This is a genomic window from Sphingomonas sp. PAMC 26617 (genome assembly GCF_000242835.1).
Taxonomy (GTDB): Bacteria; Pseudomonadota; Alphaproteobacteria; order Sphingomonadales; family Sphingomonadaceae; genus Sphingomonas.
In genome coordinates this window covers 1,584,286-1,597,810 of sequence record NZ_JH594425.1, presented here as the reverse complement: position 1 = coordinate 1,597,810, position 13,525 = coordinate 1,584,286, and the positions used below count along the sequence as shown (strand labels likewise).

Genomic DNA, 13,525 nt, shown 5'->3' with positions numbered 1-13,525 from the left:
TCTGGGGGTATGGTGACTAGCACTGCCGCAATCGAACTGCTCGAGACGATCCGCCAGGAATTGGGCGACATCCATCGGGGAAAGCATTTCGCACAGTGGCGCCCGGATGCAGTACAGCGTCTGGAGAGCGGGCTCTCCGCATTGCCTCCCTTCGACGCCTATGCCGAAACCCGCATTTTTAGCGGTGATGGCGGCAGCCTTATTGCGAGTACACGCTTTGGAGATTGGGCGGTCGATCGTCTCGTGGCCGGCGAAATGCCCGATGCAATATTGGCGGCGCTCCACGATGAGACGGCGCGCAATTCGGCGACCTATCTCGACGTTTCACCAATCTTCGGCGTGGACATCGATGCCGAATGCGAACTCGCCGACGGCATCAGAATCGTTCCCGCGTCGGAGGTCTCGCCATGGTGGGAACCGCATCCAATCCACCGCTGGATGGCGCTTCCCAACCTGCCCACCGGTACCTCCTATCTCGCGCAAACCTACCGGGTAGAACCTGCTTTCGATACCCGAACGCAGCGCGCGGTGAACGACAAGACCGGGGCCACCAGCCCGGCCGCGACTGACCGAGACAACATCCGTCAGCAGGTCAGACTCGCCTGCCTGCTGGCTGGCACGGGAGAGGTCGCGCTCCCAATCTCCATGCAGGTTCCCGACCGCCGATCCCTGTTCGTCGGTGGCGATGGAAATATCGCGTCCCGTCCGATTGCAGCCTATCCGGTCGTTTCCTTTCCGACCGAGGCCGCTTCCGTGAAGCTGGCCTTTGATCAACTCGCCAGCTTCGCCGATAGCGAAAGCCTGGTCCGCGCCATTGATCGGCTGGGCCGCGCCCGCATGGCGCGCAGTCCCGTCGATCAGGCACTCGAACTCGGGATCGCCGCCGAAATCGCGCTGATGCACGGCGACAGTTCCAGCAACACTGAGACCACTCACAAGATCGGCAGCCGGGCGGCCTGGCTGCTCGGCGACGATGCTGAAGCGCGCGCCGCCATCTTCGGCGACATCAAGGCGCTTTACCATGCGCGGTCAAAAGCCGTGCACGAAGGAACATTGCCGAAGAAGTCGAAGGTCGATCTCAACGACGCCGACAAGCTCGTCGCCCAAATCCTCAAGGCGATCGCCGCCCGGGGTCGTTTCCCGGATTGGTCAAACCTCACCATGGGCGGAGTAGGATAGAGCGGGACCGGTCTCGGCTTCAAATTTGTTCGGCAGCCTCTACGGGTGACGCATGGCAATGTTGCTCGCTGACTCGAACGCGCTACGAAATCCCGACCTCAAGGCTTATCTGCGCGCGTCGCGCGACCATCATATCGCGCTATCAGACCTTACCCTGATCGAGATGCGGAAGAGGAACGCTGTTTCTACCTCGCGAGAGTCTCTCCAGATAACGTCCCAGTTCCCTACTCAAGTGTTCGTCTTGAAAAAGACGTACGAAATTTTGGAGTTGAACATCACCTCGAGCGCGGATGTCGATCGGCTGTTCGACTATGACGCCGGCATAGAGCTCGACCAAATTTCGGCTGACCTCATGAGGCTACCGCCGCCCGATCGGCTGAAGGCGCGCATGACCGAACTCGAAGAGGAGGCGGTCAATGTGATCGCGGAGCTTGGGAAGCAGATGGAGGGCCTCGAAGATGCGCTGGTCAGCATGACCAGGGAGTTTAAGCAGCTGCAGATCAAGCAGCTGCGGACCGGCGAAGGTGTCAGCGAAGACACGCAGCAAACGCTTTTTCGGCTGCTGAAAGAGACGACGGCCAGATTTTGCGTGGATAATCACGCGCCGCTCAATCGGAAGGGTATAAAGGTCACCGAAGCGAGGGGGATGTTCGGCTTCCGCTACTCTCTGTGCATGATGGTCTACTATATTCTCTGGGTTCAGCAGGGTCGCCAAACCGGCCGGGCCGAGCATCTTCGGGTCAACGATGTCATCGACATGCAGCTCGCTGCGATCAGCACCTATTTCAACGGCGTGTTGTCTGGCGACAAGCTGGTGTGGGATACGTCTCGAATCGTCCGCGCGATCCTCAGGAAGTATGGCGCCTATGTCGGCGAGGATTGGGTGCTTCCCATATCGCTCTCGACCGAGGCGGCAGCCTGAGCCTGCGGACGTTCAGTCGGCAATTGGTTTCGCCTTCGGATGCCGGAACATTCGATCGCCGATCAGATCGCCGCCGCCCCAGTTACAAAACGCATCCAGGCTCTCCGCTAGCGGATGGCCTGCCACGGCGATCGGCCGATTGAGCTCCGCATAGAGTTCATCGGGTCCGCGATTGCGAAAGTGGTGGTAAAGGCTGTTCGCGAGCACATCGGCCGCCACCACGACGGGGTCGGTGTCGCTGACGATCTTGAGGTCAAGAGACTTCACCTGCGTGGTGATACGCAGCTCCTCTGGCCAATGCGTGTCGAAATGAATTTCGCGCTTGATGACCTTGTTCGCGACGGGATCGAACCCACTGGCGACAGTCTTCCGCGGAGCCGTGTCGAGCAGTCGGTCAGCTTCGCGACGGAAAGATTTCGCGATCGGCGTATCCACGCGATCGGTGCGCGCCTCAATCTCGACTTCACCCGGAGAGCGTTCCTCAATGAAGGCGACCATATGCCCGTATAGAGCCCGGAACAGCTCGACATGAAGGGAATCCGGCTTCTCGCGCGACGATCCCGTCTTCACACCGTTCCCCAGGGTGCGGGCCTGCTCGGCCGCATCATCGAGCAATCCCACCATCCAGTTGTGATGGGCGTGAAAGCCGGCGACGTGGATAGCATACCAGAAGCACGGCAGTTGGCACCGGCGGATCGCGTCATAAAGATCGTGCCGCAAGGCCGCTTGGGCTGCCGCCTGCAGGCCGGTGATATGGAGCTTGCCGTCGGTCCCGCGGTTCGGCGCGATCGCCGCTTCCAATGCAGTTTCGGTCTGGGCGAGGACGGACTCTGGGACGAGCAGTCCAGCGAATACCCCGACCTGTCCTGGGTATTGCTCATCCTGGTCCGCATAACCTTTGGCGCCGGATTCGTCGCAAGCGAAAATGAATTTCATGTCCGTCTCCAGATTTGCTGCTGGAGGCGAACGCGTCCAATCCGATCATCAGCACCTAACCTAGTGAACCGTCGTGTCAGATACCAGAGTGAGGGCGACGGCGTTTCTGATCACAAACCAGGCTGACAGCTGTTCAAGATCTTTCAACGCCATCAGCTCGTCGATCTTTGCTTGCAGAACGGCCGCGACTTCGTCGCCATGCTTCGCGATCAGCTCGCGCGCGATTTGATAGGCTCTCGCTTCATCGTCAGGGTTCACGCTCCAAGCCTAACCACGATCGATCAACGATGCCAGAACTCCAAAAGCTGAATCAAAGGGACGCGGCCGCCCCGAGGGCGAGTCGGGTCATAATTGCTCCGCGATCGCGAGCTTGGCGATGGTCTCTGAGTTCATGAACAGACCATAGTGGCGTGCCGCCACGCATTCCACCGAGGAAGCGGCTGCCAAATGCGATGGCGCGGTTTTACTCGTTCCGTCGCGAGCATGTTCAAAAAGGGAGGCTGCATAAAAATCACGACTACTACAGGCTTGAGAAAGCCATTAAACCTCCGAAATGACCGGCAATGAAATAGTCACTCTGGCAATTGCGGGAGCCTCGCTGATCGTGGCGATCGTGAGCGGGCGCATTGCATGGGTCGCGACCGAAACGTCGCGTAAGCAGCTGGCGTTGGTGCAGCGAAAAATCGGCATGGTCTCAGACCCTGCCCGAATGACTGAAATTCTGCCGGTCTGGTATATCGATCGAATGGCGAATGATGTTTGGGGGTTCGGACTCCTGATTGCCTCTGGAGACATCCTCGGCGTCGAAACTATAAATGGCGTGTCGGACGATGGCCAGTGGATGGAAGTCACGCTCCTCGCCGCTCCCGCCGAGCCAGAATCCATGAATGGGGTGGCCATCACTTACGCGCCTGTCGAGGATCGAAGGAAAGCGTCCGTGAGGGTAGACCAGGTGCAGGCGGCGTTCGAACTGTGGACGAGCTAGGGCGGCGGCGATTGAGAATATGACGTCACTAGGATCACGGGGGCTTGCCCTCCCTCGCCGAACCGACCCGTGCTTATGCGGATCGGGCAAGTTGTTTCGCGAATGCTGTCGCGACCATCTGCCGGGTCACGATATGGGTGACGCTTGGCGCGAACCCGCGCGCAAGGAGCAATGGCCTAAGGTGCTTCGCGCTCTTCGCGCTGACCTGACGCAATATACAATCTATCACCGTACCAACACGGTGCCGATGATGCGCCGACTCCCGCCCGAGCAAATCCAAATCCTGAGCATCGACATCGAGGCTCTCAACGACTCGGTTGAGCACCTCAGTGCCATCTATTCACGGCTGGGAAGGCTTGCGGAATTTCCGCAGGTGATCGAGCGGCTGCGCGCCAACGTCGACGATCCTCGCTGGCAGCGGAAACTGACCTACCAGCAGGCGATGACGGCGCATCTGCTCGACGACACCGCCGGCGCGCGCCGTGACCTCGCCAAGCTCGGTTCGATCACTTCGGAAGAGACTGACCTCGAACTCCTGCAACTGCACATCGACCTCAATGGTGAGACCATCGCGCTGGTCGACAAGCTCAAGCTCTATGACCGCGTTCTCGAGCTGACCGAGTCCCGCAGCGCGCGCTTTCAATATGCTGCGGCCAAGGGCGTCGAGCTCACGCTGGCCGGCGATAAAGCCGGCGCCATCGCGACTACCGATGCCGCGCTGCGGATCGGACGGGAATCTGAAGATGAGCGACCCTTCGGCCCGAACGTCGAATTGTGGTTCTGCAAATTGCTCGAAGTGGCAGGGATCGCGCGACCGGACCGCGAGTGCTTCGTCGAAGCTGCGAGGCGCCTGAAAACGCTCGTGATGCGAACTGATCACTTTACACCCGCTGGCGTCGGTCATCTCTACCGGTGCCTCGGCGACGTTCTGCGTCTCAGCGGGCAGTGGGAAGAGGGCGCCCTGGCCTATGCCGCCGGCTTCGCACTTGACTGTGATCCCGCCAACCAGATCTTTGAGGCCAGCTGCCGCCTGATGCAGGGCCGAAAGGAGGAGGCGCTCGCGACCATCGAATCGATCGAATTCGATGTGCTGAACCCGCCCGAGCGCGCCGACTTCGCCATCGCTTATGCAGCGATCGCCATAGCGCTGCGCGACGGCGCGCGGCTCGACGATGCCGCCGCCAAGCTCAAGGCGGTCACACCGGCCCGCCAATATTTCGCGCTTGAGAATGTGAAATACCAGCTCGCCATCGAACGTGCCCGGGCGGCGATCACGGCTGGAACCCCGGTTCCCAAATCGAGCCGCCTGCTCGACTGGATCAGCTCGCTGTCGCGCTGGTTCATGGTCCAACCGAACATCGCTGGCCTCGGCGTGAACCTGAACAATTTGGTCGATGATGCGGTGGCAGCGCGTCGCCGCAAACAGCCGCCCTCCGACAAGGCCTGCGAATGACACTGACAGTCCTGCCCACAGCGACACCCCCACAATGCCTTGGCACGGACTGGATGGTCGCCGACGGCGATGCGCTCGCCGAGGTCTGTGCGCAGATCATGATCGGTCGTGCGCTCCATGCCGCCATGATCCTCGACGGCTCCCACCCGGTCGGCACACCGCCGATTATTAGCGCCGCGCTCAAGGAGAAATTGCGGATCGAGCTCCATCCGGTGAGCAATCCGAAGATCTACCATCGCGACGGGCTGCTCTTCGAGATCATCAGCTGGGTTGCCGCACGCCTGACTGCTACGCCCAACGATGCCATCTCCGATCCCCACCTGAAGGCGACCAATCAGGGCACCGATTGTCTCAAGGTGACCGTCGACCCGATCACGCGCACGCTCACTCGTGCGACCGTTTATGAATATAAGTGCACCACCAACTGGCGACAGCTCTTTTCCCAGGACGTGCTCGCGGCTTTCCGAGAATATGTCTCGGGCGAACGCGACAATCAGCTCGCACAAGCGGCCATCACTCTGCTGATCGAACTCGGCTTCACCAGCGACGAGCGTAATGCCGCCTATGATCAGTTGATTCGCGCCCGACCTCTCGCCTTCCAGGCGTCGCTGACCGTGGCACCAAGTGGCTTTGGCGCCGCCGAGCGACTGGCGCTCTTCACCGGCTATGACGCGATCGCGGGCGACATCGTCACGCGCGGCGGCAATACGATGCCCCTCGACGATGTCCGTAGCTGGTTCGCGGGGTTCGCCGCCCTCGTCTGGGCGAAGATCGAGGCATTCGATGTTCGACGCTGAAACCGCCGCACTAATTCGCTCCGCACCGCCGCTCCGCGGCGTTGACCCGCAGTTCCTGCCGCAGGAACTCACCGCCATCTATGCCGAGCTCGCCGGCCTCCGCCTGCGCGCCACCCAGCTCGCGGACGCGCCCGACTACCTCGCCCAAGTCGAACGGCTCGCACGGATTGCGGCAGTCTACGAGGCGCAGGTCGACGACACGATCGAGGGCGATACCCGCCGGGCCGCTGCTTTCGTTGCCGGCACCGCATATCAGATCCTCGGCCGCGTCATGCCGGTCGCTCCTGATCGCGCTGCTTTCCTGAGCGCGGGCGCCATCCATCCACGCATCGCCGCGCCCTTGCTGTTTCTAATCGCCGAGCAAAGCCCCGACGCCCGGGAAGCGGCTCGGGGGCTTGGTGTCGGCCGTCTCGAGGATATCCATCGTGGCGCCCTCCTCGAAAGCATCCAGGACCTTGCGCAGGAACGGTTCACTTCGATCCTCGAACGCGCCGAGCGACTTGGCCGGCTACAGCCGTCTCCCGACGATGATCTGACCGAACAGGCGACCCAGGGGCTGTATGGCCTTTGCTGGGCGGGTCTCATCCACCTTGTCGCCCGCTTGCTGGATCAGCCGCCACCGGCGCTCGCCTATCCGTTGCGTGAGACGCCGCAGGCGCTGTTCGACCGCGTCACCCAACTAGCCACTGCCGATGTCGCGCCAGCCGGAGCCGGCGCGAGGCTGGTCTCAGCCTATGCCGGCCCGCGCCACCTTGCGCGCCTGCTGCGCCATGTCGCCGACGGCCTGGAAGGAGCCGGCATCGCGAACCTGTCAGCGCCAGCGGGAGCGGCGGAACCCGCTTGGCGGCGCTGGCTACGCCATCGCGCCCTGACCAAGCCCACGCTGTGGCCCAACCACCGGGAGGCAGTGGCGACCGGCTTCCTCGACGCCGGAACCTCGGCGGTGCTGGTGCTTCCGACAGGGGCGGGGAAGACTACTCTCTCGGAACTCAAGATCGCTGCGACTCTCAGCGCCGGCCGCAAGGTGATCTTTCTCGTGCCGACGCTCGCGCTTGTCGACCAGCTTCGCGACGATTTATCCGACAGCTTCCCCAAAAGCCTCGCCAATTATGAGATTTCGGCCGATGGCGACCTTGTCGCGTTCATCTCCGGCCCCGAACTCGGCGCAATTGAGGTGATGACGCCCGAACGCCTGCTAGCAGTGCTCAGCTTCGCCGACGCCGATGTCTCCGAACTCGGTCTTATCGTCTTTGACGAATGTCACCTGTTGAGCCCCGCAGGGGGCGGCGCGCGTAGCGTCGATGCCATGTTATGCCTGCTCCACGCGCTTCGCCGTGCCCCGCAGGCCGACTATTTGCTCCTCTCGGCGATGCTGCAGAACGCCCCTGATGTCGCCGAATGGCTCGAACAGCTTTCCGGCCGGCGCTGTCTCAGCTTCCTCGATCCGTGGAAGCCTAGCCGTCAGGCGCGCGGCGTCGTGATCTACGCCAAGAATCAGCTCGACTGGGCTCACACGACTGTCCGCGCAGCCAACTTTGCGGAGCGGAACGACCTACCGGCCAATAAGCCGTCGCTCGATCTGACGCCTTTCGCCTTGTTTGGCCTGCAAAACACCTGGGTGCGCAACGCACCGGCGGATCGCCGGATCATTCGGCTCTCTGACGGCACCGTGCCGCTCAATTATGGCCTCACCGGTGCAACGCCCAACTCCAACACGGTCGGCGCGTCCTTTGCTGCGAGCGCGGCACGCGCCGGTCTCAAGACGATCATGTTCGTCAACCAGGCCGATCACGCACCGACCACCGCGAAGAAGATAAAGGCCGGGATCCCGGCCGTTGGCGCGCTGACTGAAATCGAGAACGACTTCTGGCAGGACATCATCGCTGAGCTAGGAGGGGGGCAGCATTCGCTGCTCGATCCGACTGCGCCTGCTCTGCCCCATAATGGCGACATGATTTCGATCGAGCGCCGATTGGCCGAGTCGCTGTTCCGCCGGCGTGACGGCGCCAGTGTGATCGTCGCAACACCGACACTCGCCCAAGGCATGAACCTGCCGGCCGAGGTTGCAATCCTTGCTGGCACGATGCGCCACGACGAGGACGGGCGCGAGCCGCTCAAGGGCCACGAAATCCTGAACGCCGCTGGCCGAGCGGGCCGTGCCGGCCATCTCGCTAACGGCACCGTCCTCCTCATTCCGGAGCCGCCAGTATCCTTTAAGATGGACTGGACACCGACGGGCGAAGCGTTCGCCATGCTTTCAAAAGTCCTGCCCGCTAATGACCAATGCGTCATGATCGACGATCCGCTGACGGCGCTGCTCGATCGAATTCAGCTCGGCGATATCGGCAGCCCGGATGTTCGCTATTTCCTCAGCCGACTTCGGGCCGGCGAGGGCGAGGATGCCGATCCCGAACGGCCGATCCAGATGATGAACCGGTCCTTCGCCGCCTTCCAAGCCCGTAAGATCGGCGCCGAGGTTGCTTTAGACGCCAAGCTCGCATCGCTCAAGGGCGCGCTAGACGCCGACGCTCAGGCCGCCGAGGTCGTAACTGTAAAGATCGCCGCGTTCAGCGGCATGCAATTGGAGCCGCTGACCGCGCTCGCCGCCAAGATCGCGGCCGAGATCGACGCATTGCCGACGACGGTTATCGAATGGTGCGACTGGCTGGTAGACTTTCTGATTGCTGACCGCGCCAGTTATGGACTGCTGTTCGGTGGCGACGTGGAGACGGTCAAGGCCGTCACGCGCGGCAAGAAGACCGGCGGTGACAGCACGGACGCCGAAATGGCGTTGCTCAAGCCAGCGCTGCGCGGCTGGCTGACCGGCGCGCCTTTCGCGTCGATCGAAGCTTCGCTCGGCGTTACCCAAGCCAGGATCAGAACCTGCAAACGGTCGCGCGACTTCGTGCTTCGGCTGATGAACCGGCGTTTTTACATGATCACGGGCGCGCTTACAGCGTTGGTCCAACATGCCCTGGAGGAAGCCGAAAAGGTCTCGGCCAATCCCGCTGTGCTCGAAATTCTCTCGGTTGCGATCCGCAAAGGGCTCGATTCCCCCGACAAGGTCGCGTTCGCGCATCGGTCGACGACAATCCGCTCGCGCGTCATCATGCACCGCTCCTATGCCGAGCGCATTGCCAATCGGCCGGATCAGATGGGTGCCGATTTCCAGACCATCCTACGGTCGATCGACGCACATCTGGCGTTCGGGCATTTGCGGGCTCTCATTCCACCCGCTGAGCCTTCCTAGCGAGGTGAGGGTGAAACAGACTGCCGATGGTCGCTGCGCCCTGTGAAGAGCTTCGGCGGTAATCAAATCGCCTGCAGCTCTGGCAAGCGCCAGCCGCTGCAGTAGAACCTCTCAGGCTGTGAGCATCCGTACTGAGGCATGAGCCACTGAATAGACGAGCCGAAAAGGAGCGAGGCGTGGGCAAGGCCTATGACGATTTTGCCGGGAAGCTGAGCCGGAAAGTGACTGCGCGTCTTTCCATGATCGAGGCGCAATATAATTTCGACCTTGGCGACGAATACGAGGTCGCACTGTGCGAGGTGCTGGCCGATATATTGCCAGCGCGTTACGGCGTGTGTCGCGGTTCGCTCGTCACTTTCGAGGGCGAACAGGCGGGCGATGACCTAATCATTTACGACCGCATGGCATTCCCTACCTTGCGGTCCTCCATTTCGCCCAACTTCGCCATCAAGGAGAAGGTGCCGGTAGAGGCCGCCTTTGCGTACATCGAATGCAAACACCGTGTAGAAATCGGCGCGACGCTACAGAAGTCCGCGGCGCTCGCTAAGGCGGTCGAACAGGTCAGAGCCGCCAAGGCACTCGCGGCAAAGCGGCGATCCAATCCAAACCCGAATTACAAGGAACAGCAGCGCTTTCAGCGGCCGAAATGGGATCACCTGCCAGCTTACCTGCCCGAATTGAAAAACGAACTCTTTGGGGTGGTTTTCGCCCGGCAGTCGGCTTTCGCAAAAGGCGCAACCAAGGCGGGAGGCATTCAGATCGGCGGCGATTTTGCGCCTGATCTGGTGATCCTCGGCGACGATCTGCTGTTCACGCCATCGGCGCTGTTGGATGCGGACGGTATTAAGGCATCCTTGTTCTACAGTTCCTTCTTTTTCCCTTATTTGCGCGATGAACATGTCGAGGGCGCGGCCATCGGCCTTGGTCTGCTTACGTTACTGCACGTCATCAGCTGGATGGATTTGCTGCCGATAGACTATGGTCAGGTACTGAATGCGGGCTTCGCCGACGTTATCTTCAAGCCAAGGGCGAGCATCTCGGCGCTTCCGCCCGGCGGGGGTCTGGATGTAACCGGCATCGTAGCGCCTGCGCGACTGTCGCCGGCTACAATTAGCGCGGCGCTTAGCGAAAGTTGGACGGCACTTATCGGTGATCGGGCCACAGCGTGGCGGATCGACAACGCCGCCACGATCCAGAAGGCCGTGAGTGCCGAAATCGGGGCCTTCGGGCCAAATGTCGACCACGTCAGAATTCCCGAGCGCTATGCCCTTGTATGGTTTGAGGAAGCGACCAAACAGGACGAGCCTGAGATCCAGCAGCTATTCGCCCGGCTCCTCGTTCGCGCCGCCGCCGGTGACCAGGACGCTGCCGATCGCAGGCATCTTGAAACCCTGTCGCGCTTCACTCCCAAGGATGCCGAAGTTTTTGAATGGTATTTCGCCCAAGAACGACCAGGCACCACAAAATATACGCCCGAGCACGACGTCTGGAAAACGGTCCGCGCCGAACTTGGCGACGATGCCTGGCTGTCAATCGAGCATCTGATGGCGCTCGGCATGTTGGAGCGGCGAGTCGATACAGTCGCCCGCGAGACAGATTTCAGAGGCAAGGAGGAGCTGAGCACTACGACGGATCTCACCCCGACTGAGAGCGGCATGTCGCTCTATCGAGCAGTCCGCCCGGCACCACCGACTGAGGGCTAATCCAACCCGACCTCCTCGCGACCAAGAGCGCTCTTAGGCGGCAACAAGATCCAGCTTCTTCAGCGCCGCGATCGCAATGCGCGCCTGCGGTCCGAAACTGTGCGCCCGCAACCGCTCCAGATCGCTGCGATTTCCTCCGCTCGCGATCGAATTGAAGGCGAATTGCGGTCCCACCTCGTGGAAGGCGACTCGGTGCGCGTAGGTTGCATCGGCTTTCGCATCCAGAAACGCTCGCGCTAGCTGAAGAGTCTGCTGGGGATAGGTTTTGATGAGGTCGAGATGCTCGAATGACTGGACGTGCTCGCTCCAGTGCGCGTCGAGAAGCGCGCGTTGGACTTCGCCAAGCGCCCCTATCGCATGCCCAACAGGCATTCTCCGCAGGACTGACCAGGCCGACGCCGAAGCAGCGCCACCGTTCGCACGATCCTCGGCGGCGTGCACCAGTGCGCGAACCTGGGCCAGGCACTGCTCGGCATCGCTTTCGACACAAACATCTTCCAGTGGGATAGCGTGGCGGCCCAAGAACCGGACCGCGTCGACAAAGGCACTCCATTCTTCTTGCGGCATGACATTGGTAGAATCGGGGAGCTGAGCCAGCACCTGCATACGGGGCGCGTCGGTGACTTCGCCCCAAGAGGCAACTTGGCGCACCATCCAGGCGAGATTGCCGCAATATCGCGTGTCGGCCGCCAGCGCGCGCCGATAGAGTGACCGGCGCTGCTCCTCGGGCAATTTTTCGATCTCGGCGTAGTAGATCTCGCCATAGGGATGGTCGAATTGCGCCCCGGCTAGCATCAGCGCCTTTTCGCAGGAATCCGCCGTGGCTTGTCCGCCAATCGCAAACATGATCTCCGCTTGGACCTGGTGGCGATATTCGTCACTCGGATCGTCGAGCGCGCCAAGGAACTGCAGGGCCTCAACAACAGCCGAATTTATCCCGAAGTCGCCCAAAGCCACTTCAAGCGCCTGAACTGCGCTGATTAGGCGGTTCGTCAGCTCGTCGGATGCTGTGCGTGCGAACCCTGCGGTGGTCAGGATCGCCAGCCTGACATGATAAGGCTCCATCGCGAAGCGCTGCTCAAGGCAGTAAATTAGTTGCTCGGCAAAGGCTTCTTGCCCGCTTTTCGGCACCAGCGAATGACGCTTCTCGAGATAGAAGAGCAGCTGGCCGGAGGTGAGGCTGGTAACATCGAACTGCCGCTGGCGAATCTCCTCGGGCGGGTCGCCGATATCGTGTTGGACAGCGCGGCAGATACAACCGAACCCGGTCTCCATGCCGAAACCATAATAAGCCAGTTCGAACGCCGCGCTCCGCAGCCGGCGGCAACCAGCAGCCTTGGCGTCCTCGAAGACGCGTTGCCGCTCCCCATAGAGCCGCGAGTCCATGGCGCTGCAGAGCGCGAGATGACGCGCCACGCCGCGATCGGTACAGAAGTCGAGACCTAGCGCCGTGAGCCTTGCCTGCTCCTCACACGTCCAGCCTCGCAAGCTGTCCGGGTCCCAGTCGATTTTGACTTTGTCTCCTGGTAGGACGACCAGCGAGAGACCGCCAATCTCGTCCAAACAGTCTTGATAGACGAAATTGAGAAGCGATTCTGCCGTTGCCTGCGCAATGTCGCCGTGTAGGCCAAGCATGGCTGCGCGCAGCATCGCCGGCCGGCTTGAAGCCTTGAGAATGGCGCCCGTAACATCAGCATGTTCAACGACCGACAGGACGTCGCCAGCGATGTCCTCAAACGGCGGAGTGTCAAGGAGTACGGACCACGTCGCCGGATCGCGCGCGACAGATATCGCCAGGCCATGGGCGGCGCAGGCATGCTGGAGTATTTCATGGGCAAAGGAAACGCGCCCGGAATGGCGCACTAGCAGGCCCGACGCGAACAGGGCGGAGCTCGCGGCCTCAGGGACAACATGCTCCAGCATTAGCTCATCAAACGCGCTTTCGGAGATTGAGAAGGCCAAAACTGAATGAAAATTCGCTGCAAGTCGGCGGAGACCGAGCGCGCCAGGCCTCGCCTGCTCGCCGAGCCGCTCGCGGACGAACATGTCCAAAAGGCTTTGGCGAGATTGGTTATGCTCGACCTTCCCTGCGATCGACCCAATCACTGCGGCCTCGTACCCGTTGCCGACCGCTTTGAGCGCCTCCAGAACAGCGCCACCGTGAAGCTCTCCGACACCCGCGATCCGTTGCTTAAGCGCAAGGCTCGGCCGACCGATCTTGATCTGCTCAAGGCCGGACAGCTGGACTGGCGGATCTCCTTGGCCGGTTACTATCAGGCGCGCGTCCAGTCGCGCTGCTA

11 protein-coding genes and 1 pseudogene are annotated in these 13,525 nt (G+C 61.4%); 9 read left to right on the top strand and 3 right to left on the bottom strand.

Annotated elements, in window-relative coordinates; translation table 11 throughout:
• Nucleotides 1-9 precede the first annotated feature (9 nt).
• Nucleotides 10-1,179: a HEPN domain-containing protein gene (locus RH91_RS06945; protein ID WP_010161905.1), complete on the top strand. Its 1,170-nt coding sequence runs from the start codon at nt 10-12 to the stop codon at nt 1,177-1,179.
• A gap of 52 nt (nt 1,180-1,231) precedes the next feature.
• On the top strand, nt 1,232-2,101 hold the full coding sequence (locus RH91_RS06940; protein ID WP_010161904.1) for a hypothetical protein: 870 nt from the start codon (nt 1,232-1,234) through the stop codon (nt 2,099-2,101).
• Nucleotides 2,102-2,113: 12 nt separating this feature from the next.
• On the opposite strand, the gene RH91_RS06935 is transcribed toward RH91_RS06940, so the two are convergent.
• Together RH91_RS06935 and RH91_RS06930 are read right to left on the bottom strand one after the other, a co-directional pair.
• Complete coding sequence (locus RH91_RS06935; RefSeq protein ID WP_010161903.1) at nt 2,114-3,037, bottom strand: hypothetical protein; 924 nt, start codon at nt 3,035-3,037, stop codon at nt 2,114-2,116.
• Nucleotides 3,038-3,097: 60 nt separating this feature from the next.
• Nucleotides 3,098-3,295, bottom strand: a complete 198-nt coding sequence (locus tag RH91_RS06930; RefSeq protein ID WP_010161902.1) for a hypothetical protein — start codon at nt 3,293-3,295, stop codon at nt 3,098-3,100.
• Between the two features lie 295 nt (nt 3,296-3,590).
• On the opposite strand from RH91_RS06930, the gene RH91_RS06925 reads away from it, so the two are divergent.
• The 6 genes and pseudogenes from RH91_RS06925 (at nt 3,591) to RH91_RS22810 (ending at nt 11,225) form a co-directional block, all read left to right on the top strand.
• A complete protein-coding gene (locus RH91_RS06925; protein ID WP_010161901.1) occupies nt 3,591-4,022 on the top strand; it encodes a hypothetical protein in 432 nt (143 codons plus the stop codon).
• 19 nt (nt 4,023-4,041) lie between these two features.
• Nucleotides 4,042-4,134: pseudogene (locus RH91_RS23580) on the top strand (SEC-C metal-binding domain-containing protein); the annotation flags it as partial.
• A 21-nt stretch (nt 4,135-4,155) separates the two neighbouring features.
• A complete protein-coding gene (locus RH91_RS06920) occupies nt 4,156-5,475 on the top strand; it encodes a hypothetical protein (RefSeq protein ID WP_010161900.1) in 1,320 nt (439 codons plus the stop codon).
• Between the two features lie 53 nt (nt 5,476-5,528).
• On the top strand, nt 5,529-6,272 hold the full coding sequence (locus tag RH91_RS06915; RefSeq protein WP_010161899.1) for a hypothetical protein: 744 nt from the start codon (nt 5,529-5,531) through the stop codon (nt 6,270-6,272).
• Complete coding sequence (locus tag RH91_RS06910; RefSeq protein ID WP_010161898.1) at nt 6,259-9,522, top strand: DEAD/DEAH box helicase; 3,264 nt, start codon at nt 6,259-6,261, stop codon at nt 9,520-9,522. Before RH91_RS06915 ends, RH91_RS06910 begins: the two co-directional genes overlap by 14 nt.
• Before the next feature lie 176 nt (nt 9,523-9,698).
• On the top strand, nt 9,699-11,225 hold the full coding sequence (locus tag RH91_RS22810; RefSeq protein ID WP_198283235.1) for a DUF6602 domain-containing protein: 1,527 nt from the start codon (nt 9,699-9,701) through the stop codon (nt 11,223-11,225).
• A gap of 33 nt (nt 11,226-11,258) precedes the next feature.
• On the opposite strand, the gene RH91_RS06900 is transcribed toward RH91_RS22810, so the two are convergent.
• On the bottom strand, nt 11,259-13,148 hold the full coding sequence (locus RH91_RS06900; RefSeq protein WP_232283428.1) for a hypothetical protein: 1,890 nt from the start codon (nt 13,146-13,148) through the stop codon (nt 11,259-11,261).
• 45 nt (nt 13,149-13,193) lie between these two features.
• Here RH91_RS06900 and RH91_RS23060 point away from each other — a divergent pair.
• Nucleotides 13,194-13,525, top strand: a 332-nt coding sequence (locus tag RH91_RS23060; RefSeq protein ID WP_010161895.1) for a hypothetical protein, incomplete at its 3' end; no start/stop codon positions are given.